At 51.8% G+C, this 26,865-nt stretch carries 25 protein-coding genes and 1 pseudogene; 15 read left to right on the top strand and 11 right to left on the bottom strand.

Annotated features, from left to right (window positions below; genetic code table 11):
- Positions 1–74: 74 nt before the first annotated feature.
- Positions 75–263: a YjfB family protein gene (locus BQ6873_RS03875; protein WP_076591471.1), complete on the top strand. Its 189-nt coding sequence runs from the start codon at positions 75–77 to the stop codon at positions 261–263.
- A 70-nt stretch (positions 264–333) separates the two neighbouring features.
- Complete coding sequence (locus tag BQ6873_RS03870) at positions 334–939, top strand: DUF924 family protein (RefSeq protein WP_076591470.1); 606 nt, start codon at positions 334–336, stop codon at positions 937–939.
- A gap of 47 nt (positions 940–986) precedes the next feature.
- Here BQ6873_RS03870 and BQ6873_RS03865 read toward each other — a convergent pair whose 3' ends face one another.
- Positions 987–1,529 carry a TetR/AcrR family transcriptional regulator gene (locus BQ6873_RS03865; RefSeq protein WP_231949261.1) on the bottom strand — a complete coding sequence of 181 codons (543 nt, stop codon included), beginning with the start codon at positions 1,527–1,529 and terminating at the stop codon, positions 987–989.
- Positions 1,530–1,823: 294 nt separating this feature from the next.
- On the opposite strand from BQ6873_RS03865, the gene BQ6873_RS03860 reads away from it, so the two are divergent.
- The 4 genes from BQ6873_RS03860 to BQ6873_RS03845 all read left to right on the top strand — a co-directional run bounded on the left by BQ6873_RS03860 (position 1,824) and on the right by BQ6873_RS03845 (position 8,176).
- On the top strand, positions 1,824–2,006 hold the full coding sequence (locus tag BQ6873_RS03860; RefSeq protein WP_076591469.1) for a hypothetical protein: 183 nt from the start codon (positions 1,824–1,826) through the stop codon (positions 2,004–2,006).
- A gap of 221 nt (positions 2,007–2,227) precedes the next feature.
- Positions 2,228–3,454, top strand: a complete 1,227-nt coding sequence (locus BQ6873_RS03855) for an efflux RND transporter periplasmic adaptor subunit (RefSeq protein WP_076591468.1) — start codon at positions 2,228–2,230, stop codon at positions 3,452–3,454.
- Between the two features lie 55 nt (positions 3,455–3,509).
- Entirely contained in the window at positions 3,510–6,728 is a 3,219-nt protein-coding gene (locus tag BQ6873_RS03850) for an efflux RND transporter permease subunit (RefSeq protein WP_076591467.1), read from the top strand.
- A 2-nt stretch (positions 6,729–6,730) separates the two neighbouring features.
- Positions 6,731–8,176, top strand: coding sequence for an efflux transporter outer membrane subunit (locus BQ6873_RS03845; RefSeq protein WP_076593930.1), 1,446 nt, complete (start codon positions 6,731–6,733; stop codon positions 8,174–8,176).
- Positions 8,177–8,258: 82 nt separating this feature from the next.
- On the opposite strand, the gene BQ6873_RS03840 is transcribed toward BQ6873_RS03845, so the two are convergent.
- On the bottom strand, positions 8,259–9,053 hold the full coding sequence (locus tag BQ6873_RS03840; RefSeq protein WP_076591466.1) for an SDR family NAD(P)-dependent oxidoreductase: 795 nt from the start codon (positions 9,051–9,053) through the stop codon (positions 8,259–8,261).
- Positions 9,054–9,319: 266 nt separating this feature from the next.
- Between BQ6873_RS03840 and BQ6873_RS03835 the strand changes: the two genes are divergently transcribed.
- Both BQ6873_RS03835 and BQ6873_RS03830 read left to right on the top strand, forming a co-directional pair.
- On the top strand, positions 9,320–10,195 hold the full coding sequence (locus BQ6873_RS03835) for a DNA ligase (protein WP_407928006.1): 876 nt from the start codon (positions 9,320–9,322) through the stop codon (positions 10,193–10,195).
- Positions 10,196–10,240: 45 nt separating this feature from the next.
- Positions 10,241–10,936, top strand: a complete 696-nt coding sequence (locus BQ6873_RS03830; protein WP_076591465.1) for a DUF4197 domain-containing protein — start codon at positions 10,241–10,243, stop codon at positions 10,934–10,936.
- A 60-nt stretch (positions 10,937–10,996) separates the two neighbouring features.
- Here the strand turns inward: BQ6873_RS03830 and BQ6873_RS03825 are convergent, their stop codons facing one another.
- From BQ6873_RS03825 to BQ6873_RS03805, 5 genes are all read right to left on the bottom strand, one after another.
- A complete protein-coding gene (locus BQ6873_RS03825) occupies positions 10,997–12,124 on the bottom strand; it encodes a GlxA family transcriptional regulator (protein ID WP_231949248.1) in 1,128 nt (375 codons plus the stop codon).
- A 233-nt stretch (positions 12,125–12,357) separates the two neighbouring features.
- Complete coding sequence (locus BQ6873_RS03820; RefSeq protein ID WP_076591464.1) at positions 12,358–12,615, bottom strand: transposase; 258 nt, start codon at positions 12,613–12,615, stop codon at positions 12,358–12,360.
- A 56-nt stretch (positions 12,616–12,671) separates the two neighbouring features.
- Complete coding sequence (locus tag BQ6873_RS17980) at positions 12,672–13,400, bottom strand: histidine kinase (RefSeq protein ID WP_076591463.1); 729 nt, start codon at positions 13,398–13,400, stop codon at positions 12,672–12,674.
- Between the two features lie 97 nt (positions 13,401–13,497).
- Complete coding sequence (locus tag BQ6873_RS03810) at positions 13,498–14,100, bottom strand: hypothetical protein (RefSeq protein ID WP_076591462.1); 603 nt, start codon at positions 14,098–14,100, stop codon at positions 13,498–13,500.
- Positions 14,101–14,646: 546 nt separating this feature from the next.
- Entirely contained in the window at positions 14,647–15,651 is a 1,005-nt protein-coding gene (locus tag BQ6873_RS03805; RefSeq protein WP_076591461.1) for a zinc-binding alcohol dehydrogenase family protein, read from the bottom strand.
- A 129-nt stretch (positions 15,652–15,780) separates the two neighbouring features.
- On the opposite strand from BQ6873_RS03805, the gene BQ6873_RS03800 reads away from it, so the two are divergent.
- Positions 15,781–16,680 carry a LysR family transcriptional regulator gene (locus tag BQ6873_RS03800; RefSeq protein WP_076593927.1) on the top strand — a complete coding sequence of 300 codons (900 nt, stop codon included), beginning with the start codon at positions 15,781–15,783 and terminating at the stop codon, positions 16,678–16,680.
- A gap of 17 nt (positions 16,681–16,697) precedes the next feature.
- On the opposite strand, the gene BQ6873_RS03795 is transcribed toward BQ6873_RS03800, so the two are convergent.
- Complete coding sequence (locus BQ6873_RS03795; RefSeq protein ID WP_076591460.1) at positions 16,698–17,597, bottom strand: NAD-dependent epimerase/dehydratase family protein; 900 nt, start codon at positions 17,595–17,597, stop codon at positions 16,698–16,700.
- Positions 17,598–17,759: 162 nt separating this feature from the next.
- On the opposite strand from BQ6873_RS03795, the gene BQ6873_RS03790 reads away from it, so the two are divergent.
- Positions 17,760–18,641: a LysR substrate-binding domain-containing protein gene (locus BQ6873_RS03790; RefSeq protein WP_076591459.1), complete on the top strand. Its 882-nt coding sequence runs from the start codon at positions 17,760–17,762 to the stop codon at positions 18,639–18,641.
- A gap of 25 nt (positions 18,642–18,666) precedes the next feature.
- On the opposite strand, the gene BQ6873_RS03785 is transcribed toward BQ6873_RS03790, so the two are convergent.
- On the bottom strand, positions 18,667–19,233 hold the full coding sequence (locus BQ6873_RS03785; protein ID WP_076591458.1) for a M15 family metallopeptidase: 567 nt from the start codon (positions 19,231–19,233) through the stop codon (positions 18,667–18,669).
- A 206-nt stretch (positions 19,234–19,439) separates the two neighbouring features.
- Between BQ6873_RS03785 and BQ6873_RS03780 the strand changes: the two genes are divergently transcribed.
- A complete protein-coding gene (locus tag BQ6873_RS03780) occupies positions 19,440–20,018 on the top strand; it encodes a restriction endonuclease (RefSeq protein ID WP_083664377.1) in 579 nt (192 codons plus the stop codon).
- A 63-nt stretch (positions 20,019–20,081) separates the two neighbouring features.
- Here BQ6873_RS03780 and BQ6873_RS03775 read toward each other — a convergent pair whose 3' ends face one another.
- Complete coding sequence (locus tag BQ6873_RS03775; protein WP_083664376.1) at positions 20,082–21,251, bottom strand: GGDEF domain-containing protein; 1,170 nt, start codon at positions 21,249–21,251, stop codon at positions 20,082–20,084.
- Between the two features lie 529 nt (positions 21,252–21,780).
- Here BQ6873_RS03775 and BQ6873_RS03770 point away from each other — a divergent pair.
- The 4 genes from BQ6873_RS03770 (at position 21,781) to BQ6873_RS03755 (ending at position 26,112) form a co-directional block, all read left to right on the top strand.
- Complete coding sequence (locus BQ6873_RS03770) at positions 21,781–22,221, top strand: winged helix-turn-helix domain-containing protein (protein ID WP_083664375.1); 441 nt, start codon at positions 21,781–21,783, stop codon at positions 22,219–22,221.
- A gap of 363 nt (positions 22,222–22,584) precedes the next feature.
- Complete coding sequence (locus BQ6873_RS03765; RefSeq protein ID WP_083664374.1) at positions 22,585–23,409, top strand: hypothetical protein; 825 nt, start codon at positions 22,585–22,587, stop codon at positions 23,407–23,409.
- Entirely contained in the window at positions 23,351–23,980 is a 630-nt protein-coding gene (locus tag BQ6873_RS03760) for a hypothetical protein (RefSeq protein ID WP_076591456.1), read from the top strand. Before BQ6873_RS03765 ends, BQ6873_RS03760 begins: the two co-directional genes overlap by 59 nt.
- Before the next feature lie 89 nt (positions 23,981–24,069).
- The gene (locus tag BQ6873_RS03755; RefSeq protein ID WP_076591455.1) at positions 24,070–26,112 is read left to right on the top strand and encodes a TonB-dependent receptor; all 2,043 of its coding nucleotides are present in this window, start codon (positions 24,070–24,072) and stop codon (positions 26,110–26,112) included.
- An 83-nt stretch (positions 26,113–26,195) separates the two neighbouring features.
- Here the strand turns inward: BQ6873_RS03755 and BQ6873_RS03750 are convergent.
- Positions 26,196–26,797 (bottom strand): annotated as a pseudogene (locus BQ6873_RS03750) (class I SAM-dependent methyltransferase).
- Positions 26,798–26,865: the final 68 nt, after the last annotated feature.

The raw sequence follows: 26,865 nt of genomic DNA, 5'->3' as shown, positions 1-26,865 counted from the left end.
TTGTAAAGAATTCGGAATATCTGCCGATAAGAATAAGAGAAGCGTCATTCCCGGCGTATTGATTTGAGGCGAATATGGACGTAAGCAATATTGCAAGTTTGGCGACCAGCATGGCGCAGCAGCGCACGAATAGTGACGTGTCTCTGACAGTATTCAAAAAGGCGATGGATATCCAGAGTGCGATGGCAACGACCTTGATCGATGCGATCCCGAAAGTGAATCTGCCTGCGAATATAGGTCAAAACATCAATACCAAAGCCTGATCACCGACTTCCAGATCGGTAGAAGCTATGCGACTATAGCGACACGATTTTTGGAACAAGGAGAGCAGGTATGTCGGTAGAAACGATAACGTCGATACTTGAGTTCTGGTTTGGCACGGACCAGGACGATGCCAAAGCGGCCGCACAACAAAGCAAGCTTTGGTGGTCCAAGGATACGGCGGTTGATCAGACGATCAGCGATCGCTTTCAAGAATCTACTTTGGCAGCAGCGAATGGTGAGTTGGATATATGGGCAGCGACGCCACGTGGTTTGCTTGCGCTGATTCTGCTGACAGATCAATTCCCTCGCAATATGTATCGCGGCTTGTCGACTTCTTTTGCATTCGATCCTCTGGCTTTGCAATGGAGCCTGATTGGACTTGATCATGGCTTCGATCAGGCGTTGCGACCTATCGAACGCGTTTTTCTTTATCTTCCGCTCGAACACTCCGAGAACATTGCGCATCAAGAACGCTCGGTAGCTTTATATGAGCAATTGCTGCGTGATGTACCGACTGCAGAAGAAAAAACCTTTGCCGGCTTTGTGCAATTTGCGATTCGGCATCGCGATATCGTTGCGCGTTTTGGTCGCTTTCCGCATCGGAATGCGATTCTGGGACGTGAAACGACAGAAGAAGAGCGTGCGTTTTTGCAAACGGCAGGCTCTTCTTTCTAGTTCGTCTTCGATGGATTTCTAAACGACGGGACTAACAGTCCGTTGTACTACTTGGTGACAGGCCAGGCGCGCATTGCGGCAGAAGCAATCGCGAGCAATTTATCTCGATCGCCGGTATCTCTGGCTTGCGTCGACATTCCCTGTATCACCGTGGCGTAAAAACTGGCGAGGGCGCTGGCATCGGTGCCGGGTGGCAATTCGCCTTTAGCCATACCTTGCTCGATTCTGGTCTTGATCATGACTTCCACGTTATCGCGGCGCTCTGTCATTGCGCTTTGCACGTGTTCGGCCGAGGCGGAGCAATTGGTGGTGGACGTGACAACCAGGCAGCCGGGCGGATGGCTAGGGCAGGTATTGTCGATGGCACTGCTTTGCAATAAGCGCTCGATGGCGTCGCGTGCGGTTGGCGCCTCATCAAACAGGCATTGCAGGGCATCGCAGCTTTTCGTTGAATAACGCTCTACCGCTTCAAGAAACAATTGTTCCTTGTCGCCGAATGCAGCGTACAGGCTGGGCGGTGTAATGCCCATGGCAGATGTCAGTTCGCTCAGCGATGCGGCTTCGTAGCCATAACGCCAAAATACCAACATTGCGCGCTCCAGAGCCGTTTCCCTATCAAAAGAGAGGGGGCGGCCGGTTTTTTTGCGCGGCTTTTCGGATTTGTTTTCCATTTCCATAGCGATCGATAGTAAACACCTTGACAGCTCAAGACAAGCAATATACAGTCACATCATACTTTCATAGCGATCGCTATGAAATATAAAAGTGACATGAATCGGAAATATTTTTATTGCGTTGCTTTAGGCAAAACGCCGTTTTGGTTTTTGTCTCAGTTTCTATCTATCAATATTTTTTGTCTGTGTAATCAAAAGCGAGTGTGCCAAATGAAAAACCGTCTCTATCAAATCACCATTATTGCTGCCAGTACCTTCGCATTGTCTGCTGCGATGCATAACGACGCGCTGCAAGACATGATTTACGACAGTGCCTTGACAGGTGGTGGCGTGCTGGCTGGTGCGACGGTATCGCTTGGTAACTTTGGGCAATCGGTAGCGGCAAAGCGCTAACAGTCATGCACAAGACCGACATGATGCCACTAAATGCGGATGCTGGCTGGCAATCCGCATTTTTTGTCGATTTTATAACTGCGCTGAAAACATCTCGCCGCGGGGGAGCTGCATCGCGATGTTGATGCTTACGCATGTATCGGTTCAAACATTAGCCAATTAGTGGCAAGCATTATTTCTTACAGATCATCTTTTTGCAGATCACATTTCAGGGAATGAAAATGAAAGTATCAACTACACCACGTTTTTCCCGCAGTACCATCGCGATTGCCGCGGGCATCCTCATCATCGCCGGCGCGGCGACAATTTCTCTGACTGGTCGCGCAGAAAAACCGCCAGTTGCAGCGCCTGCAGCGGTTGGCGTAACAGTCGCCAATGTGTTGGAACGCTCAGTAACAGAGTGGGATGATTTTTCCGGTCGCGTCGAAGCCGTTGAGCGTGTTGAAATTCGCCCACGGGTTTCCGGCACGATAGATGTCGTGCATTTTCAGGAAGGGCAATTGGTGAAGAAGGGCGCTTTGCTGTTCACCATCGATCCACGTCCTTATAAAGCCGAACTTGCGCGTGCCGAAGCAGCGCGTGCCGGTGCCGCTGCACGTTTGGCTTTATCCAAAACAGAATTGGATCGTACCAAACGCTTGCTGGAAGAACGTGCGGTGGCACAGCGTGAATTGGATACGCGTGAAAACGCCTACCAGGAAGCCGATGCCAATCTGAAAGCCGCCGATGCTGCCGTACAGACTGCACGCCTGAACCTGCAATACACCGAAATCACCGCACCGGTAGCTGGTCGCGTCTCGCGTGCAGAAATTACGGTGGGCAACCTGGTTGCGACTGGCCCGACTGCACCGACGCTGACTACCGTCGTTTCTGTATCGCCGGTCTATGTCAATTTCGAAATCGATGAACCTACTTATATTCGTTACGCCGGTAATGGCACGGTTGGTAATAGTGGTGTCAACAAGATTCCGGTCTCCATCGGCTTGACCAGTGAAGAAGGTTATCCGCGCAACGGCAATGTGAAGTCTTTCGATAACCGTCTCGATACCGGTTCCGGCACGATACGTGTACGCGCTGTATTCAATAACGAAGATGGCACGTTGACACCAGGCATGTATGCACGGGTACGCACCGGTGATGCAAACGCGAAGAATGCCTTGTTGATTGACGACAAGGCAGTCGGTACCGATCAGGACAAGAAATACGTGATGGTAGTCGGTGCCGATAATAAGGTGATCTATCGTCCGGTCAGCCTGGGTCCTATCGTTGACGGTTTGCGCATCGTGCGTAGCGGCTTGCAAAAGGATGAGCGCATCGTCGTCAACGGCTTGCAACGCATACGCCCGAATGACACCGTTACACCGGAAGTCGTGAAGATGGATGCACGTGTGGCCAGTGCAAATACAGTGAAGCCGGCAGGGCAGGCAGCTTCCAGCGCAGTCAACTAAATCGGAACCCGACAGTAGCTGACTCCGCTCCCCACATTTAAGAAGAAAAACTGAAATGAATATCTCTCGATTTTTTATCGATCGCCCCATCTTTGCCGGCGTTTTATCGGCCATCATCCTGATCGGTGGTTTGATCTCGATGCTGAACCTGCCGATTTCCGAATATCCTGAAGTCGTGCCGCCATCGGTCGTGGTCAAGGCCAACTTCCCTGGTGCCAATCCGCAAACCATCGCGGAAACCGTTTCCACCCCGATTGAAGAACAGATCAACGGCGTCGAAGGCATGTTGTACATGCAGTCGCAGGCAACTTCCGACGGCCTGATGACCCTGACCGTTACTTTCAAACTGGGCGTGTCGCCGGATCAGGCGCAGCAACTGGTGCAGAACCGTGTCAACCAGGCCTTGCCGCGTTTGCCGGATGTCGTGCAGCGACTCGGCGTAACCACAACCAAGAGCTCGCCTGACTTGACGATGGTGGTCCATCTGGTATCGCCTAATGACAGATACGACATGGCTTACCTGCGTAACTATGCAGTGTTGAACGTGAAAGATCGTTTGGCTCGTTTGCCTGGTATCGGTGCGGTGCAATTGTTCGGTTCCGGCGATTACTCAATGCGTGTCTGGCTTGATCCACGCAAGGTGGCAGAGCGTGGCTTGTCAGCGAATGATGTAGTCGATGCGATCCGCCAGCAAAACGTCAATGTTGCGGCTGGTGTGATCGGCGCATCGCCATCGGTACCCGGTGTCGATTATCAAATCTCCGTCAATGCACAAGGTCGTCTGACGACCGAAGATGAATTCCGCGATATCGTGATCCGTACTTCGCCGGATGGCGTCGTTACGCGTTTGCGTGATGTTGCCCGTGTCGAACTCGGCGCCAGCGAATATGCCTTGCGTTCACTGTTGAATAATAAGTCGGCCGTCGCGATTCCTATTTTCCAGTCGCCTGGTTCAAACGCACTCGATATTTCGAATAATGTGCGCAAGACCATGATCGAGCTGAAAAAGGATATGCCGGAAGGCGTCGATTACAGCATCGTTTACGATCCGACCCAGTTTGTGCGTGCGTCGATTGAAGCGGTGGTGCATACCTTGCTGGAAGCCATCCTGCTGGTTGTGATTGTCGTGATTATCTTCCTGCAAACCTGGCGCGCTTCCATCATTCCATTGCTGGCGGTGCCGGTATCGGTGATCGGTACTTTTGCAGTGATGATGGGCCTCGGTTTTTCGATCAATGCGCTCAGTCTGTTCGGGCTGGTGCTGGCGATCGGTATCGTGGTCGATGATGCGATCGTGGTGGTGGAAAACGTCGAGCGGAATATTGAAGACGGCCTGACGGCACGTGAAGCAACGTATAAGGCGATGCGTGAAGTGTCGGGGCCGATTGTGGCGATTGCGTTGACCTTGTCGGCAGTGTTTGTGCCATTGGCTTTCGTCAGCGGTTTGACTGGTCAGTTCTTCAAACAGTTTGCCTTGACGATTGCGATTTCGACCGTGATCTCGGCCTTCAACTCGCTGACTTTGTCTCCGGCTTTGGCTGCCTTGTTATTGAAGAGCCATGGCGCACCTAAAGACAAATTCCAGTTGGCGATTGACCGCCTGTTCGGCTGGTTCTTCGTGCGCTTCAACAAGGTATTCCATCGCGGTTCGGAAAAATACGGCGGTGGCGTGACCGGCATCCTGAAACGGAAATCGGCTGCACTGGCAGTGTACGCAGTGCTGATCGGCGCGACCATGTTCCTCTTCCATCATGTACCGGCCGGCTTCATTCCGGGCCAGGACAAGCAGTATCTGGTTGGTTTTGCGCAATTGCCGGATGCAGCTTCGCTGGATCGTACCGAAGAAGTGATCCGTCAAATGTCCGAGATCAGTATGAAGACACCGGGCGTTGAATCGGCAGTGGCTTTCCCTGGCTTGTCGATCAATGGTTTCGTCAACAGCCCAAGTTCAGGCATCGTGTTTGTCACGCTCAAACCGTTTGAAGAACGCAAGAGCAAAGACTTGAGTGGTCCGGCGATTGCACAAAAGCTGAACCAGCAAATGTCCGGCATCAAAGGTGCATACATTGCGATGTTCCCGCCACCACCGGTGCAGGGTCTGGGTACCATCGGCGGCTTCAAGCTGCAAATCCAGGATCGCGGCGCTTTGGGTAAAGAAGCATTGAATGATGCATTGAAGGCCTTCCTCGCGAAAGCTTATCAAGCACCAGAACTGGCCGGTATGTTCTCCAGCTATCAGATCAATGTGCCGCAACTGTATGCGAATCTTGATCGTACCCGTGCGCAGCAACTCGGCCTGTCGGTGCCATCGGTATTCGATGCCTTGCAGATTTACCTGGGTTCCTTGTACGTGAATGACTTCAATAAATTCGGTCGTACCTTCCAAGTGCGAGTACAGGCAGATGCACCTTTCCGTGCGCATGCTGAAGATATCGGTTTATTGAAAGCGCGTAACAAGAATGGCGAAATGGTGCCGCTGTCATCGGTCTTGAAAATGACGCAGAGCTATGGCCCTGATCAATTCATCCGCTACAACGGTTTCCCGGCAGCTGACGTCAATGGCGGTCCGGCTCCTGGTTACAGTACCGGTCAGGCACAGGCAGTAGTGGAGCGTTTGCTGGCAGAAACCCTGCCACGCGGCATCAGCTACGAATGGACAGAGATCACTTACCAGGACAAGATCGCCGGTGATACGCTGTTCGTGATCCTGCCATTGGCGATGCTCTTGGTGTTCTTCGTGCTGGCTGCGCAATACGAAAGTTTGGCTCTGCCATTGGCGGTCTTGCTGATCGTACCTATGGGCTTGTTGTCTGCCATCTTCGGTGTCTGGTTGACTGGTGGTGACAACAACATCTTCACGCAAATCAGTTTGATTGTGCTGGTGGGGCTAGCCTGTAAGAACGCGATTTTGATTGTCGAATTTGCGCGTGAGCTGGAGCATCAAGGACGTGAAACCTATGCAGCAGCGATAGAAGCAGCTCGCTTGCGTCTGCGTCCTATCCTGATGACATCGATTGCGTTTATCGCCGGTGTGGTACCGCTGATTATGTCGTCTGGTGCCGGTGCCGAGATGCGTCATGCGATGGGTGTGGCAGTGTTCTCCGGGATGATAGGTGTGACGGCATTCGGTCTGTTCCTGACGCCTATCTTCTATGTGCTGTTGCGCACGCTGGAAAAGAAATTTACGCGCAAGAAGGAAGCGGAAAGTGAGGCCTATGTCGCCCATCCGCATCCTGTAGCCGTAGCGGATACTCCGCACAATTACGAGGTGTAATGATGACGAAATTTAATTTATCCCTGACCACGCTGGTAGCTGCGCTGGTGTTGGCCGGTTGCTCGACGGCCAAACCACCAGAGCAACTGAAACTGGATTTGCCTACGCAATATCGTGAACAGGCAGAAGCACTGGATGGCGCATGGAAGCTGGCTATGCCGGCCGATAGCAAAGACAGAGGCGAATGGTGGGTAGTGTTTGGCGATGACAATTTGAGTGCCCTGATTGTGGAAGCCAGCAACGCGAACTTGAATCTGGCGATGGCTCTGGCGCGTGTGAAAGATGCACGTGCTGCTGCGGGCGTCGTTAATGCTGATCGCGGCGTGCAAGTGGATGTTGGTGTCGGCCCTACACGTACCGGCAACAGCCAATCGATCTCTACGCAGTACAGCGCACCTTTGAGCTTCTCTTATGAAGTTGATCTGTTTGGTCGCTTGTCCGACGCGAGTCGTGCAGCCAGACTGGATGCACAAGGGCAGGAAGCGGCGTATCGCTCGGTCTTGCTGGCTTTGCAGTCCGACGTGGCGCAGCAATACTTCACGATACGTTCGCTGGATTCCGAGTTGGATGTATTGCAGAAAACGGTCGCTTTGCGGCAGGAAGCATTGGATCTGACGCAGCGCAGATTCGATGCCGGTGATACCAGTGAGCTGGATGTCGCGCAGGCCAAGACGGAATGGGCAACCACCAGCGCCGAGTTGGAAGGCGTGAAGCGTCAACGTGCGCAACGTGATCACGCGCTGGCGATTTTGCTCGGCAAGGCTCCGGCCGAATTCACTTTGGCAGTGGCACCATTGGCCGCACCTATCGTCAATGTGCCGGCTGGCTTGCCATCCGATCTGCTGGAGCGTCGTCCTGATATTGCACAGGCACAGCGTCAACTGGCTGCATCCAGTGCACGTATAGGTGCAGCGAAGGCGGCATTCTTTCCGAAACTGTTGCTGACAGGATCTGCTGGTTACGAATCGAATGAGTTACGCGATTTGTTCAAATGGTCCAGCCGTAGCTGGATGTTGGGACCTGTGGTCGGCACCATGTTGAGCATGCCGCTGTTCGATGGTGGCCGTAATCGCTCGAATCTGGAACGTGCGGATGCCAATTACGAAGCACTGGTTGCCAACTATAGACAGCAAGTATTGGTCGGTTTTCAGGATGTTGAAGATAACCTGAGTGCATTGCGCACGCTGGATAGACAGATTCAATTTGAAGATCAAGCGGTCAAATCGGCACAGCTCGCAACGCGTCTGGCTGACTCACGTTATCGCTATGGTTCGGCCAGTTATTTCGAAGTGATTGATGCGCAGCGTTCCAGCTTGTCATCACAACGTTCGAAGATACGCAGCACAGGTCAGCGTGCAGTTGCATCGGTTGGATTGATACGTGCGCTGGGCGGTGGTTGGGATCCGATACCAGCTAAAGAAGGTGTGGCTCTAGCAGCCAAGCAGTAAGTCAGAAAGTCGCATTGTTGCCACGCCGATTGGAACGCATAGTTCCAGTCGGCGTGGCATTTTTATTGGTTCAAGTATTAAATCAAGCCAATGTATCGACTACGCCACCATCAACTCTGAGTGCGGCGCCTGTTGTGGCGGACGCTTGCATGGATGCGGTGTAGACAACCAGATTTGCCACTTCTTCCACGGTTGCTGCGCGCTGGATGATGGAGCTAGGTCTGTGCTTCATCACGAATGCGGCCGCGGTTTCTTCCATCGTTTTTCCACTGGCAAGCTGTTCTGTTTTCAGCATCGCTTCCACGCCATCCGACAAAGTAGGGCCGGGCAGTATCGCGTTGACGGTCACGCCGGTGCCGGCGACGCGTTTGGCCAAGCCGCGCGAGATCGATAGATTCGATGTCTTGGTGAAGCCATAATGAATCATGTCTGCTGGAATGTTCAACGCTGATTCTGAAGACAGGAAGATCACACGTCCCCATTGATGTTGCACCATGCCGGGAAGATAAGCGCGGGATAGGCGCACGCCTGACATCACATTCACTTCGAAGAAACGTGACCATTCCTCATCCGGAATATCGAAGAAATCCTGTGGGCCATAGATGCCGACATTGTTGACCAAGATATCGGTAGCCGGTTGTGCCTCGACCAGAATCGCGCAGCCATCTGCGGTGCCGACATCGGCCGCGATCCCCAGAATTTCTGCTTCTGGTACTTCAGCCTTCAATTGAGCGACAGCACGTTGAACAGCTGCTGCGGTACGACCATTGACGGTGACTTCAGCACCGGCTTGCGCCAAACCTTTGGCGATGGCGTAACCGATGCCGGCCGTGGAGCCGGTGACGATGGCAGTTTTTCCGGAGAGATCGATGTTCATGGTATTGAATCCTTCGTTGAAGATATGAAAGGTCTGTGAGCTAATTAATGATGGGTGTTCGTGGCTATTGCCTAGGCTGCTTCATGTTACCTCTATCTTCAAAATGGGATGAGATGCCAGCGAAATGTCCAAGGAACGATTGTTGCGATAATATTAAGTAAATATCGATCATGCAGAGTGATCTCTTCTTAACGATGTTTTCTTCCAAACGCACAATGGCCTTTTCCTACAGTAACTCTATAAATGACTCCTTTCATATAAAGAAGGTGATATTGCGCATCGCTGTATGTGCGCTTGCCTTCGTCTTCCTTGCCTCGTTCTCATCGGCGCAGGGACAAAGTAATCCCGCTCCCGTCATGCTGGCGAACGCCTATCATCCCGGCGTTGATTTGAACGATTACTGGGTGAGCGAAAAATACGATGGCATACGCGCTTATTGGGATGGCGAGAAATTGCTGACGCGTGGTGGTGAGCTTATTCATCCACCCGCATGGTTTATTGCAGGCTGGCCGAAGATGCCATTAGACGGCGAGTTGTGGGCAGGGCGCGGCAAATTCTCTGAGGCGGTTTCTACCGCACGTCGTCAAGTGCCTGATGATGCTGCCTGGCGCAGAATGCGTTTCATGGTGTTTGATCTACCTGCACATGCAGGAAGCTTCGATCAACGTTTGCCTGTATTGCAATCCACGGTGAACAAATTGGCTTTGCCATGGGTGCAGGCTGTCAAGCAATTCAAGGTAAGCGACCATCGTGCTTTGCAGCAGTTGTTGAAAGTGACGACGAAGGAGGGAGGAGAAGGATTAATGCTGCACCGTGGCTCTTCGCTGTATCGTGCTGAACGTAATGATGATTTACTCAAAGTTAAATTGCATGAAGATGCAGAAGCCAAAGTTATTGCCTATGTGCCGGGAAAAGGTAAGCATCAAGGACGGCTTGGTGCATTATTGGTAGAGACAGCAACAGGACAACGTTTTAAACTGGGTACCGGATTGAGCGATGCGCAAAGAGAGGCGCCACCGCCCATTGGTAGTTTGGTGACGTATCGTTACCGAGGTTTGAATGACAGTGGCATTCCACGTTTTGCCAGCTTTGTGCGTAGTCGTGATGATTTAAATGCAGTAAACAACACGTCGTTGAAATAAAAAGAGTGCATTATTCCATTCATCGTTATTTATTGAGGAGGCACCATGTCTATTCATCATTTCTCTAAAACGGCTCTAACAGTCTCGTTGGGCTTGATCGCTTCCGCTGCTTTTGCCTTGTCCTTGAGTGATCTCAGTAACACGGATGCATCCAGCGGCGTGAAGGCGGCACTGGAAAAAGGTGCCACAGTTGCTGTGTCCAAACTGGGTGTAGAGAACGGTTTTCTGAATAATCCAAAAGTAAAAATTGGCGTGCCTAGCGTGATGGAAAAAGCGATGCCTATCCTGCGCATGACAGGGCAAGGTAAGAAAGTGGATGAGCTGACGGTATCGATGAATCACGCCGCAGAATCTGCAGTCTCTCTGGCCAAGCCTTTATTGCTGAATGCAGTCAAGTCGATGTCGGTCACCGATGCTAAAAATATTTTGACTGGCGGCGATACCGCAGTTACTGATTTCTTCCGCCAAAAAACAGCGACGCCATTGAACGAGCAATTCCTGCCTGTGGTGAAGAAGATCACTGATAAGAACGGCCTCTCAGCGCAGTACAACGCTGTGATGGGTAAGGCTGGTTCTAGCGGCTTGGTATCGAAAGATGAAACGACCGTAGAAGGTTACGTAACCAAGCGCGCACTGGATGGCTTGTACACAATGATCGCCGAGGAAGAAAAAGCCATTCGTGCTGATCCTGTTGGTTCCGGTAGCGCAATTCTGGGCAAGGTATTCGGCGCGTTGAAATAACGCGTTTATCATTACTCAATTAGTTTGAGCAGTACCAGAAACGTCACGGCAGGCAGCAGTTCAATATCTTATTGAACACGATGCTGTTGGCTGTGGCGATTCGCAAGGATGATGGCTGACATCATATTGATGTTCTTGCGGTGGTGTCGTAGAGAGTAATTGTTTTTGTACAGATCTTTCGTTTCTGCGGTATTCGCAAGGAGAAATCGAGAGATGTTTTCGGAATAATTTTGATACGTGTTCGCCATTTAAAAAACCACAGCGCCGAGCAATTTTATCGACTGGTAAATCCGTTTCGGTCAATTGCTGTCGTACAGCCTCTAGTCTGAGGTGTAACAAAAATTCATGTGGCGTCCATCCAGTCTCTCGTTTGAACTGACGCTGAAAATTCCGCTCGCTCATCGATACAAAATTAGCTGCGTTAATGATGTTGATCGGCTCTGCCATGTGATCAATAAACCAGCGTGATGCTTGCTGGATTTTATTGTTCTTGCAGGTTTCAGTTAAGCGCACTGGACGAACTGCCGTTGGGTTGTCGCGGCGACGCTGACAAACAACCAGACTGTCTGCGACGCGTTTGGCAACGCTGACACCAAGGTCGTTTTCGAGAAAACTGAGTGCCATGTCTGAAGCCATGCCGACATCACTAGCGGTAAAAATCCCATCGTCTTCCGTCATCATCGCTTCTCGTTCTACCTTGATCTGCGGGAATTCGTGTATCAACTTGTCCTGTAGAGCCCAATGTGTAGTGGCACGACGATTGTCAAGCAAGCCAGCGGCTGCCATGACAAATACGCCTGTGCATATCGCGCCTATGCGGCGAACTTTATTTTTCGCTTTTTGCAGCCATTCGATCAAGCCTGGTTCGAGATATGCATTGAAATTGCCTGTTCCACTCGCGATCAGCAAGGTATCAAATGACTGTGGATCATGGGAGGTTAATGGCAAGGTCATGATCTCGACAGAGGCAGAAGATCGTACGATGCCGCCGTACAGCGATAACAAGGAGATTGCATAACCTGTCTCGCCAGCAAAGACGGAAGAGATCAATTTGTCACCAACGCCGAATACATCTGCTGCGCCGATAACGTCCGCCAATATCACCCCTTCGAAAACAATAATGCCTACATGTTTGATGGATCTTTTGTTGTCGGTCAGAGCCGGCATTTTGAAGGACATCCGTTCCATTTTTATCTCCAATCAAGCTGCTATTTTTATTACCATCGCTTGCTGATCGAGCGCTCATTTCTTCAGGGAAACATATTGTTTCAAAGAAAATATCGGCGCTGTCTAATACTGATGCTGCGACTACAAACTTAAAATGTGCTTAAAGAAAATATTTAATTTCTGCATTTTCAAAAGCTTGATGACAGTGCCTTTAAATTTTCATGACACTGTCATTAAACTGTTATTTCGGATGGTCATTTTTCTTTTAATTTGTCTCTCAAACGCGCATTTTCCAAAGCAAGTTCAGCGACGATTTGTTTCAACTTGATGTTCTCTTCTTGCAGACATTTCAAATCATGAGGGAAGCCGGGCATGACGCTATAACGTTTCTTCCAGTCAAGAAAAGTGTGTTCGGATACACCTGCTTGTCGAATCACATCTTTCAATGGCATGCCCAATTCCTCTTGTTTCAAGGCTGCTGCGATTTGATCGCTGGTTATTGCTTTCTTCATCGCATGACCTTTGCTTTCTTTTCTCTATCGCATCAACACCGTCGGAAAAGTAGATCTCATTTTGTTGCTGATAAATCAGGCAGTCCCATACGTCTGCGAACGATAGGATCGGTATATTCATCGGACGATTGTGGCGAGTTGACTGAATAGGTTGTTACACCTTGTTCCGGAGCTTTTGCTTGAGCTGGTTGCGTGCCTGGACAAGTGCGTCCAGTTGCTTCAACAGCTTTGCGATTGGCAGGGCTTTGGCATAGCAGTGCGAGTGCTACATCATTTAATCCCATCGCACGGAATTCACGTGAATCAAGACGACGTACGCACGCTTCATCAACCATAGTCGTACCACCTGACAGACCCCAGCCAACGGCTGATATACCAGCCGATACTGATCCCATGCAAGTGTCGGAAAGTGTGGTCGTCAATGCTGGTGCAATCGTGCTAGGTACGTTTTTGACGGTATAGCTGCCACCGTAATCGACTGTAGCCATCGTATTGTTGGCACTGCTGCCGGGAGCACCTACTGGTCCGACTGCGGCTGGTGATGCGCCGCTACCAGAACCTGAATTCACTGAAACGTTTACATTCGATGCGCCGCCAGAACCACCTGTTGCAGAGCCACCAGTGGCTGAACCGCCGGTTGCTGAACCACCTGCGCCACCTGCGCCACCTGTTGCGGAGGACGATGAAGATGAACCGGAACCGGAGCCGTTATGCATGTTTCCCGACCACGCTGGCAAGGCGAAGAACATTGAGGCTGCCAGCACACCTAGAATTTTGCTTTTCATGGCGACTCCATCACATTATGTTTCTTGAAATTCAGGGAGAGAGATTGCTCTCCCCCTGTCTTTCGGATTGCCTTAGCAGTAGTCGGTTGCGTAACGACTAATGGGAAAGCGAAAATGCAGCAGCACCAGAGTTGCCGCCAGCGCCGCCATTGCCGCCGAATGCTGCACCGCTCTTGGTATCGCCACCTATCGTTACCGATTTTCCATCGCCAGCGTAGTTGCCGTTATTGCTGCCTGAGCTGGCATCACCGGTGGAGGCATTTGTTTGTCCGCCTACGGCCACAGAATTACCGTTGAGGCCCTGCGTCGTGCCTGCTGGTCCCGATTTAGCGCCACTACCTTTATGACCCCAACTGCCGCCGCCGCTACCGCTTGCGTTGCTACTGGTGTTGGCTGCGGTTGCACCGCCGGTTGAATTGGTACTGCCTGTGGCCGTAAAGTTGCCGCCTGTGTTTGCTGGACCACCGTTGTTGATTTGAAAGGCATTGCCACCGCTGGCATTGCCCCCGTTGGTTGCGCCGCCAGTGACATTTCCTGAGGTTGCGCTACCGCCGCCGCCGCCATTGCCGCCAGTTGAAACGGCACTTACACCAGCTGTTGTCGTTGGCATGTGTGATGGAGGAGGTGGGCCATTACCACCAGCAAATGCTGCGACAGCGAACATTGATGTAATGGCTACTGCAATGATGTGACGTTTCATTTTTGATTCTCCTGAATATGGTGGGTGTCAGTACCTTGATGTCTCGTTCGTATGGTCCCGGCTGACAGAGATCATCAAAAAAGTGATTCCGATATCTGTCAGTCGGGTTAATCCATTTGCGCCAGCGCTTGTCTGGTTTCATTTGGATTGGATTGATAATAGGTCGCGCAACTTTTTTCTTTACGACAAAACCTTGTCTACTTCAGACAGCCATGCATGGCGGTTTTTGGCAGCTTTTTTATTGAAGAAAAGGAGGATGATGCGAATATTTCTCTTGTGTACAGACTGCTATATCAATAGGCAGTTCGATAAGTAGAAATAGAATTTTTCAGAGTAAAAAAAGAAGAAATTTTCGAAAGAAAATTTAGATTTTATTGATGAATTATTTAGCGAAAAATACGTGCGTAAATGGCGTAAAAAAAGCATCCGTAGCTAGCGGATGCTTGTTTTTTTGATACTTTAAAATCGCTCGAAAAAGACAGATCGTTCTATCTTTTTATGAAGACGAAGATCGATGCGGATCTTTTTTCATTTCTTAAAATTTCTTCAGAATCCTTCGAGTACGATTTTTCCTTTAGAGGTATTGCTTTCCAAAAGCGTATGTGCACGACGCAAGTTTGCAGCGTTGATGGTGCCGAAGTTTTCCGCGATCGTGGTCTTGATTGTACCGGCGTCTATCAGGCGGGCGATTTCATTCAGCAAGTCGTGCTGCTTTCGCATGTCGGGTGTCGCGAACATGGAGCGGGTGAACATGAATTCCCAATGCAAGGATATGCTCTTGCGCTTCAACTTCACGACGTCGAGTGATGCCGGATCATCGATCAATGCAAATTTTCCTTGAGGCGCAATCGACTCAACGATCTCGGCAAAATGCTGATCGGTCTGGTTCAAGCTGGCGACATATTGCACGTTATCGATGCCGATTTTTTTCAGCTCTTTCGATAAAGGTTGGGAGTGGTCGATAACGTGATGCGCGCCCAGGTTGCGTACCCATTGTTCAGTTTCCGGACGTGATGCGGTCCCAATAACGGTGAGGCCGGTTAACTTGCGCGCCAGTTGGACGAGGATAGAACCAACGCCGCCAGCAGCACCGATGACGAGCAGCGCACCCGTTGATTGCGGTGTGATGCCAAGACGGTCGAACAGCAATTCCCATGCAGTGATGGACGTCAATGGCAATGCCGCAGCTTTTGCAAAAGTGTGCGATCCCGGCATGCGGCCGACGATGCGTTCATCGACCAGATGCAATTCACTATTGGTGCCGGGACGCGTCAGCGAACCTGCATAAAAAACGCGATCACCCGGTTTGAACAAGGTGACGCCATCGCCGACTGCACGCACGACACCGGCGGCATCCCAGCCAATGACTTTGTATTCACCGTCCGGTGGGTTGGCGCTGCTGCGTACTTTGACGTCGACGGGATTAACTGAAATCGCTTTGACTTCAATCAGCAGGTCGCGTCCCGTTGCGATTGGATCTGGCAACGTAACGTCGAGCAGTGCGTTGTCGTCGCTGATCGGCAATGCCTTTTTGTATGCGATGGCTTTCATTTGAATCTTCCTTTTTGAAATGGTTGGCTGGCGACTTCTGACTTGTCAGCACTATGCGTGCAGTTTCCGCTATATTCTCTTTATTGAAAATACGTTGAATCAACTATCACTTTCAAAAATAAAATGAAAATACCGCGTATCGAGGATTTGATGTTGTTTGTCCGCGCCGCCGATTGCGGCGGCTTGTCTGCTGCCGCGCGTGAATTGGATATGGCACCTGCTGCTGCGAGTGCTGCGCTCAAACGTTTGGAGACGGCATTGGGTGCGCGCCTGTTTGTGCGCTCGACACGTAGCCTGCGTCTGACGACAGATGGCGAACGTTATCTGGTGCATGCACGCGAGGTGCTGCTGGCATTGGAAGAGGGCGCAGCTAGCGTGGCGCGTGATACGCAATCGATTAGTGGTGATTTGAATTTATCTATCCCATCGGATCTGGGGCGCAATGTGATGTTGCCGTGGCTGGATGAATTTCAGACATTGCATCCCGGCATTCGATTCCGCATACGCATCAGTGATCGCTTGGCGGATCTGTACCGACAGACTATCGATGTAGCAATACGTTATGGCGAACCGGAAGATTCCGGCATGGTGGCTTTGCCGTTGGCACCGGACAATCGTCGTGTCTTGTGTGCGTCGCCGAATTATTTCAAGAAGCATGCAGCTCCGAAAAAACTCGCTGACCTGCAGGCGCATAACTGTTTGCGTTTTGTGTTGGGAGAAACGGTACATGAACGCTGGTCTTTTCATCGCAACAAGAAGATGGAGGCAGTGACCGTGCACGGCGATAGAGTCAGCGACGATGGCGATCTGGTGCGGCGTTGGGCGATTGCGGGGAATGGATTGGCGTATAAATCGCGACTGGATATTAGCCAGGATTTAAAGAAAGGTCGCCTGATAGCCGCGTTGGTCGACTATCAGGGCGAGCTTGCTCCGCTGAACCTGGTATGCGCGCATCGTCTGATGCTGTCGCCTGCCGTGGTCAGCTTGCGTGATTTTTTACGTCAGCGCTTGGAGCAATTGAAGGATTAGCCTGCAAGCTGCTTTGCTTAAACCTTCATATCGTTTGTGATCCAGTCGAAGACCGAAGTATGCGTCGGCTTCCAACCCAATTCCTTGCGCGCCAAATCAGCGGTGACGCGGCTGTTGGAGCCGAAGGAATACACAGCATGACCGAAACCCCATTCTTTGATGGCTTCGTCCACTGGCCATGATTGCGGCGCGCCCAGATTCAAACGTTTGGCGATGGCAGTGACGATGTCGGCATACGATGCTTCGCCGTTTTCTACAAAATAGAATGAACCGGCTGGTGCGTTTTTCAATGCGAGCAGATACAGCTCGACCACATCCTTGATATGGACGTTGGACCAGACGTTGACGCCTTGTCCGACGTAACGTGCGATGCCGCTCTTCTGCGCTTGTGCGACCAGTGGCGGGATCTGCACGCTGTTCGCACTGGCGCCGAGGCCGGTGCCGTAGATCATCGTATTGCACAGAATGACGGAACGTACGCCGCGTTGTGCTGCATCACGGATCAGTTTGTCTAGCGAGGCACGGGCTGCTTTTTCTGGTACGACGGTAACTGGTGTGTCTTCCGCATAGACCTTGTCTGACTTCCATTCGCCGCGTGCATCGTCGCCGACCACGCTGGAGCCACTGGTATGAATAAACGCTTTGCCGGAGCCGGCCAGCGCATCCAGCATCGCTTCCACCGAGGCGCGATGATCGGAGCTGGCGGCATTGATGACTGCATCGGCTTGCTTGGCTTCACGCGCCAGGAGTTCAGCATCTTCCAAGGTGCCGATGACTGGTTCTATGCCGAGTTGTTTGATGCGATCTGCTTGGTCCTGCTTGCGTACCAGACCGCGCACTGTATGACCTTCCTTCAGCAAACGTGCTGCGACTGAACCGCCGATATAGCCTGCTGCGCCTGTAACGAATATCTTCATGATGTGTCCTTTTTATTGGTTGACTGCTGCATTCACCGCAAGTTGATGATGTTCCGATACGGTTTCAAACATGTGCTTGAAAGCAGATGACCACACTATGCAGGCATTTATTGTTGAGAAAAATAGCTGTACTATCAAATAATATTTGCTTTAAATTCAACAATGGACATTAATTCAGACGATTTGAAGACCTTTGTCGCTGTCATCGACAGCGGCACTTTGGGCGCTGCGGCTCAGCATCTGGGGCAAACCACGTCGGCAGTGAGCCGTGCTTTGTCACGTTTGGAAGAAAAACTGGCGACCACCTTGCTGACGCGCACCACGCGCCGAATGGAGCTGACTGATGAAGGTCAGCTATTGCTGAAACAGGCGAGGACCATCCTGGCCGCGATGGATGAGGCGGAGGAATCCATACGCGTGCGTCGCCAAAGGCCGAGCGGGCGTTTGCGTATCGATGCGGCATCGCCATTTATTCTGCATGCGATAGTGCCGCATGTAGGCGAGTTCCGCACCTTGTATCCGGAGATCACGCTGGAGCTGACGAGCAATGATCAGATCGCCGATCTATTGGAGCATCGTACCGATATTGCTATCCGTGTCGGTGAGTTAGCTGACTCCACGTTGCATGCCCGCCCATTGCGCCCAAGTGCGATGGCGATTCTGGCCAGTCCTGCTTATCTTAAGCAACACGGTGTGCCACAGAAACCGGAAGATCTGGCTGCGCATCAAACCTTGGGCTTCCTGCAATACGAACTGGGTAATACCTGGCCGTTACGACATGAGGGCGGTGAAACTTTTACTGTCAGTCCTGTGATGTTTGCGTCCAGCGGTGAGACCTTGCGTGCGTTGGCTGTGGCCGGACAAGGCATCGTTTGCCTGTCTGACTTCATGACGAAAGAAGATATTGCTGCCGGTCGTTTGGTGCGCGTGCTGGAAAACGCCTATACCGGTTATCGTCGTCCCATCCACGCGGTCTACTACCGCAATACGCAGCTCTCACGACGCATCAGTTGCTTCCTGGAGTTTTTGCAGCAGAAGATGTAGAGATATGGATGCGAGCGGAATTGATTTATTCAGTTTGTGTATTTGTTTCAGACGGCTGAAAACACCAATGCCAAGGTTCGTAAATGAAACCCAACGTGTTATCGCGTGGGTAAGACAAGGTAAAGCCGAAGCGATTCGCATGGGTGCTTAACCAGCGGAATGCTTCAGTATCCTGAAACTCTTCTTCGGTCGCCATACAGCCCGGTGTATTGATATCAATGGCGCGGCCGGTGTGATGTTCGCTATAGCCGGGTGGCGCGCTCAGCGTCAGGATTTTTTCCATTGGCATGTAGCGATCCAGCTTGTATTGAATGATCGCTATCTGACGTTCAATGGAGCGAAAAGCAGAAACCACTTCCAGTACGACACCATCTTGCGCAGCAGCTTGCTTCATCGCGGCCCACGCCTGCGCGGTGGCTGGCGTCATCTGGTATTCGCGGCCATCGGCATCTGTCTCGGCGATGGTCAGCTCCTCCGCTTCTGCATAAAAAGGCAATTGCTTCTGCGCAATCAATTCCAACGAGATGCCGAGTTTGTCCAGTTCCTGGTGAATACGGTCTTTGTAGGTGAGGGGAGCAATGTCATTTTTCATGCAAGGGTACCGATCAGCTTAAGCAAGGCTCAAGCTTACATCGGAACCGGTTTCTGTTCATGCTCCTGTTAGTTGGCCAGAGAGATTCGAAGATGATGTATCAACAAGATTGTCTTGTGTAACGAAGGAGCGAATCTCGGTCGCACAATCGAACTGCGTTATTATGCGTGCCAAAGAAAACTATGAGGTGACGTGTGAAATTCAAAATGGCTCAAAATTCGATCTTTGCCTTGCTGCTGCGCTCGCCGTGGTGGGTTAGTGCTGCGATAGCGCTTGCAATTGCCTTGATTGCAGTGGCCATTATGCCGCCCAAGTACGTGGGTTATGGCGTGTTTGCCGGTATGCCTTTCCTGATCGTGAGCATGATGGCTTTGTGGCGCCAGTGGGGTAAGCCGAGTAATGCACGTGTGGCAGAAATATTGACTGCTGTACGTGCGATGTCATGGCGCGATTTTTCGGTGGAGATCGAAAAGGCTTTGGAAAAAGATGGCTTTGTCGTCAAGCGCATCGATTTGCCAGAAGCTGATTTCTCCATCACGAGCGAGGGACGTACTGCGCTTGTGAGTTGCAAACGCTGGAAGGCAGCAAGTACCGGCGTCGAGCCTTTGCGTGATTTGTGCAAAGCGAAAGAAGCCAAGGCCGCGCACGATTGCTTCTATATCACTGCTGGCGATTTCACCCAGAATGCGATGCAGTTTGCGGTAGAGAACAAGATGCGTCTGGTGCATGGCGCAGGTTTGGCCAAGCTGCTGCGCAAAATGAAGATAGAGAAGAGCAAGGGCTGACCGCGCCTTTGGGTATATATCACCTGTCTCGCTATGCTGTTAGGGATAGCACAGGTGGACGACTTAGGCGCTGAGCCGCATCGAGCTGGCAAGCGTGCAGCCACGTCCTTGCGACTTAGCTTCGTACAGGGCTACGTCGGCTCGTTGTAGCATGGTGTCGATGGTGTCGCCCTCGTGCACGCGCATGGCAATGCCGGCGCTATAAGAAAGCTTGAATCCCAACTCTTGGGGGGAGTGCTCTGCCAGCCACTGGCGCATGCGTTGATCGTACGCCATCACCGAGGCAAAGTCGGCGCATTTGAGCAGGACACAGAATTCCTCACCGCCATAACGGCAGAACACGTCACCGGCGCGGCTGACTGCTCGTAATCCGGTCACGAAAAGTTGGAGTGCGTGGTCGCCAACGGCATGGCCGTGCGTGTCGTTGATTTGCTTAAAATAGTCGAGATCAAGCATCAACAGGCCAATGGGCTGCCGGTAACGCACGCTGCTAGCGAGGTCGATGCCGGACTGTAGCAGCCAGGCGCGACGATTCAATGCACCAGTCAGGCCGTCCAGCATGGCCAGCCGTTCCAGTTCGCGGGCCGCTTCGTCGCGGTGAGCCAGGAGGATGGCCACCACCGACATCACCATCATCGAATTCGACGACAATGCAAACACTTGGTTGACCAGATACGGTCCAAAGAAATTCGGGAACTCGGCGGTGTAAAACGCACCAAGCACGGCCCGGCAGGCCAACACTATCATTTGTATGGTGAGACAAATGGCCAAGAGCCAGCGCCAGCGTCCGACTGCCACCTGCGGCGGCCGACATAGCTCAACCACTACCGTGGCGATCTGCAAGGCCAGTAGGGCGTTGGCCCACCCCACCCGGAACGGATAATCGGAAAAACCGATGCTGTAGCCGACAGTCATTAATACGGCAATGGCGATCGGTGCGCGCACGCTTACCTTGCGGCCGCACCATATTTGAAAAGCCATGGCGTTGAACACCATGCCACTCGAAACACAGCCCATCGCGAGAGTCGATAGCAGATGGTCGGCCCATCCACCTCGTTCGAAGGTGCTCGACGAAAACAGGCAAATCCAGCCAGCTGTTTGCAGCACGACCCCGGTTTGCGCGTACCGCGCGGCACGATTCACCCGGCCCATGAAATAAGGCAGCGCCACTGCCATGATGGATAAGTTGAGTGTCATGGCGACAAACAGGGAAAAGACGTCGATTTTTTGCACTAGCTGTACTCTCAAAAATAAGCGTCTGAAACGCAGCCCCCTGGACAGCTTGCATAAATAGTCGGGAAGCATGTCATCGGGAGCGAACACTTCCACCGCAGCCTCGCGGGAACCTTTAAATTTTTACCCAGGGAAATGAATATGCCCGGAATTCCAGTCCTCGTTTTAGTTCGCCGCTTCGCCGAAGATGACTCGCCATCAGTGGCTGGCCGCGGCGCTTTCGTGCTGAAGAAGCTTGGGCTGAGCGCAGATTTGACTTAACCAGACTTTCGGTAACTTCTGTGTGTGACAGCTCTGGAATATCTGCAACCGGCCAACAGCAGGGCCATGATTATGGAGTGCGGATATATTAAAGATGTGATGATAAATTTGCAATCTGAAGAGGTCACTTAAATTATTTCGAATATCCGCTTTGAGTCGAAAGTGGATGTCAGCGCTAGGTTAAAAGTTGTTTCCATAGGCCGATAGTCATTTCCATTCCTAATCAAGTGCAAATACAATGGACGCTCTGAAAACCTCATATTAAAAAATGCAATCCAAGCTAAAGCAGGCAAACAAATCAGACATCGCTGATGTATCGGATGCAAAGCCTGGTCGTAAGCGTAGGGACGAAGTTGCGATTATTCGCCCCGGTATTTTTATAGGTAATTCAATTTCTATCGGCCCAGGAAAAATTGAGCTCCTTAGAAAAATCTCTGAGTTGAATTCGATATCCGCAGCGGCGCGTGCCCTTGGTATGCAATATAAAAATGCATGGCTCGTTATTGAATCCTTGAATCAGGGATTTGGCAAACCAGTCGTTGCAACAGTCAAAGGCGGAAAAGGAGGGGGAGGGGCTCGTCTTACTGAACTCGGGGACGACATACTTTCTACCTATTCAGCTTTGGAGGCGCGTATTAACACGGCTGCATCGATAGAGCTGGCGCGATTGGTGCAACTGGCTTCGATGGCAGAAGCGGAAAAAGATTAACTTTGCGCAGTGCAAAGCGCGCTATTCCACCTGACAGCTGTATCGCTCATATCCCACCATACTCAACACAGAATCCGCTGAACAGACGATTGCCTTTGTTCAGCGCTCTCGTGATTCTCAAGATGAACTCGTCTTTCCAAAACTCAGCCCTCTGTTGATCGGCATAGCTGTTCCCAGTTTGGCCGGCCGCGGCAATAAGTCGCTACAGCATCGCTTTTAGTCCGTCGCCACCACCAATTGCGTAGAGATTTTCCGCGCACGCTATTGCGTATAGACAACAGTTACGTAGCGTTATTTTCGTTTGGGTATTGCGCAATCGATATGTCGTTATGTACCATATCGACTTTTTCAGGTAAACCAAAGATGAAAGCATACGGCGCAGACCCGATCAATGAAGCGCATTGGCGCGCGCTGGATGCGATAGGCAAACGCTGGTCGCCGCCGCATGAGAACGATTGGCTGCTGGCCATCGATGACACCGACAACCTGACATCGCGCGGCACCGGTTTTCTCGCGCGGCAGTTGGCCCTGCGCATGGCAGAGGCTGGCATCGCCGAGGTCAAGGCCATCACGCGTCATCAGTTGCTGGTTGATCCGCGCATTCCTTATACCTCGCACAACAGCTCGGCCTGTCTGGTTCTGCAATCGATAGTCGATCGTCAAACGGTCTTTGATTACACCTGTCGCTACCTGCTGGAAGAAAGCGCAGAAGGTTCGGATGCCGGCACCGTGCTGGTACAGCGCAAGGATTTGCCTGAGGTCGTCCAGCAGTTCGGACGTGCAGCCAAGGAGCAGGTGCTGGAGCAAGCCGACGCACGCAAGCTGATCGTCGGATATGAGATAGACATGGCCGGGCTGACTGGAACGCATGGCGGCGTGATAGGTGCGCTCGCGGCGGTGGGACTGAATGCAAGTGGATGTGATGGTCGCTTCCTCTGGCTCAAGCAACTGCGCGGTCTGTCTTGCGAACTATGGACGGCAGGTGCACTTGAGCAGGCAACGGGTGTGACCGTACAAAGCAAGCAGGGACCTGAGGTAGTGATCGCCGCAGAGGATCGCATCGATCTGGGTGAATGGCCGCGCGCGGTTTTCTTGCAGGGGCAAGCAACTTTATTAGTGGAGAAAGCAGATGAAAACGATTTCAACGGATGGCGTGCAGCTTCCAAAAACTACGTCAAGCGCTTTTAGCTGGCCGGGTACCCGCGAGCAGGCTGATAAATATCCGCTCGCACTTGAACTGATACTTTTGCTGGGCGTTGGTGCACTGGCGGCGGTGCTGCATCAATCGTTCCGTATTCCACTGCGCATGCCTGGCTATCACGGCATGGAATGGTTTACGCTGTTGATACTGGCACGTTTGCTTTCCAACCGCGGAGCAGCGGGCATGGTGGTCGGCCTTGGTGCCGCAACCACCGCTTGTATTTATGCGGGTGGCATCGGGCTGGATGGAAAATCTGCGCAGATGCTGACTTACTTCCTGCAGGGCTGCATCGTCGATGCACTGGTTTTCCGTCCTGATGCACGCATACGCTCCTTACTGCCTTATTTCATCTGGCTGCCTGTCGTTGGTGCCCTGACACATATGATCGCGCCATTGACACGTAATATTTTCAACAGCATGAGTGCCGGCCAGATAGCGTTCGGTTCACTCATCAACGGTATCGGCTATCCGCTTTCTACCCATGCGCTGTTCGGTGCTGTGGGTGCCTTCCTGGGATTGCTGCTTTATTTGGGTAGCAGCCGCAAGCGTCGTCATTAACCTGTTTTTCCAGTAGTTCCGGTACCAGCCTTTTCAGAGCTGGTATTTATTTATCGTTATATTCAACCAGCTATAACCAGAAAGTCATTATGAAGAAACCCGCACGCCATTCCTTGTTGATAGCAGGGTTAGCTAGTTGCGCCTTCGGCACGCAGGCATTTGCCGATAACGAAGCATACACACTGGGCCAGATTGAAGTTGCCGGTAGCCAGCAAGCTGACGTCGCTGAAAAATCCACTACCGTCTGGCGCATCAGTGCCGAGGATATCGAGCGTCGCGGTGCACGTACGCTGGACGAAGCACTGGCACAGATACCTGGCTTGAATATCCGCACCGGCGGTGAAGGTTCGCCACGCATCGACATGCGCGGACAACGCACACGTCAGATTAAATTGCTGGTGAACGGCATACCGGTTAACTCGAATGCCGATGGCCAGTTCAATCCTGCATTAATACCTGTGACGCAAATCGATGAAATCGTGGTGCGCAGTGCGACTTCATCCGTACTCTATGGTGAAGGTGGCACTGCTGGCGTGATCAACGTCATTACGCGTCGCGGTAACGCAGATCACACGACGGCGAATGTTGATGCACGTTTTGGCACCAATGCATCGCGCGCAGTCAGCGCCAGTGTTGGTGGCCAGGCTGGTGCGCTGGACTGGTTCATCTCCGCCGATCATCAGGAACATGGCGATACCCGCTTGTCCACCGATTACGCCGGTACTGCCGAGCAGCCACGTGGCAAACGTCGCAACAGCGATCTGGATAGCATGACCGTCACCGGTAACTTCGGCTATCAGGTCAATCGCGATTTGAAAATAGGTCTGGGCATCAATGCCGGCGATGGTAGCCAGGGCAAACCACCGGGCATCTATCCAAGCACTGACGCCTTTGCGCAAGTGCCGCGTTACGAGCGCTACGACAATATTTCACAACTGTCAGCACAGCTTTCCGCTGATTGGGCAATTACTGATCGCACCCGTTTGCGTGGCTGGATTTATGCGAGCCAGTTGCGTCAGGATGAACGTCGTTTCGATGGTTCCAACTATGCGCTTTTGCAAAGCAACCGGATTAGTGGTGGCTTTGATAAAACATCAGACAGCCGCAGTCTCGGTTATCACCTGCAAGTCGAACATCTGGCGACCGATCGCCTGACGCTGAGTGCTGCTGTAGATACTCGCCGCGACAGCTATGGCGAAAACGGCCGCATCCGTGACGTCGCCGCTGGTGGCGGCGGTGGCGGGGGAGGTGGTGGGGGCGGCGGAGGTGGCGGTGGTGGTGCCGGTACCTTCAACATCCGTGCGCTCAATTTCAGTCAGCAGACTCATGTTGATACCTTCAGTGCTGAGGCCGCCTACAAGATTAACGACATCAGCGGCATCACTGCTGGCGCAGGCTGGGTAAGCCAGCGTCGTGACGATGGTGGCAGTGATCAGTCGGCTCCGATTGCTGCTTTGAGTGGCTATATAGACGTCGATCCGGCTTGGCGTCTCAAAGGTGGTCTGTCACGCAAGGCGCGTGCGCCGAGCCTGACGCAGTTGTATGAGAGCTCGCGTGGCAATCCTAATCTGAAGATGGAAGAATCGACCACGGCTGAAATCGGTGTGGTCTGGAAAGCGGGTACGCAGACCACGGTAGATGCAACAGTATTCAATTCTGCGATCCGTAATTTCATCCAGCCGGACAGCAACAGTATTCAGCAGAATCAGGATCGTTTCCGTAACACCGGTCTGGAAGTATTGGCGCGCACAGCAATTGGCAAGGGCACAATCAGCGCAGGTTATACCTACCTGAGCGCGAAGAATCTGGTGAATGCAGAGTCGCGCACATTGCAATACCTGCCGCGTCATCGCCTGACGCTGGATGCATGGCAACCGCTGACTGATAAGCTGTCGTGGTTTGGTAGCTTGCTGTATGTAACTGACCAGACTTACTATTCACGTACCGGTACGCTGCGCTCTGCGGAATTGCCTTCGTATGTCCTAGTTAACACACGTATGAGCTATGACATCGACAAGAAGACGCAATTGTACGTTGGCATAGACAATTTGTTTGATCGTGACTACGCAACTGCCTACGGTTTCCCGCAACCGGGACGCTCGGCATACGCTGGCATGCGCGTGCGTTTCTAAGTAAATAGTCTTGCATCGTTAATTTGCTTTTGGTCGAAAGCTGAGTATTCCTTTCGGCCAGAAGCAGACTCTCATGCTTGAATTTAAAGCGAGCAGCGCTTTATTTTCTTTACGATTAAGCGCTGTACAGTCTTTGCCGACGACAAGCTAGTCTCTTTACGATTGAATAAAATGTCTTGGCCTTCGCATGCATCTAACACCAATGCTTCATCGAAAGCGGCATACAGACGTTCGTGTTTGTCGCGTTGTGTAGTGCCCTGAGTGACACGCCAGCTAAGGTACAAGATGCCGCCGATTTTCAATATGTCGAGCAAACGTTTTGTCGCTGCCGGTATATCTTGCGGCTCTAGATGCATGATGACTGTTTCGCACGTACATTTTGATACTGTTGAGTGCCCAGCTCATTCAGGCCGGGCAGGGTTGCGGAAGCAAAAGTAAGGTCGGGATAACGTTGGCGTGCTTCGTTCAATAAACCAGAAGAAGCGTCATATCCGATGGCAGGATAACCGTGCTTATTCAACCAGGAAGTATCTCTCCCAGCACCACAACCAATATCCGCAGTAGGACCTTGCGAGAAGTACTGCTGAAGCAACGCATACATATCTTCAGGTGCTGGTTGCGCAAGCCAGTCGTCTGCGTAAGACGCTGCATCTAAATCGTAGGCGGTCAGTGTCTTGCTATCCATGGTGTCCTTTATGGATCGAACGCGGACATTGCATTAATCGACGGTGCTTAATTTGAAATGCGATTGCT

The sequence above is a fragment of the Herminiimonas arsenitoxidans genome, assembly GCF_900130075.1.
GTDB lineage: Bacteria > Pseudomonadota > Gammaproteobacteria > Burkholderiales > Burkholderiaceae_D > Oxalicibacterium > Oxalicibacterium arsenitoxidans.
This window is presented reverse-complemented; position numbering and strand designations above follow the sequence as displayed.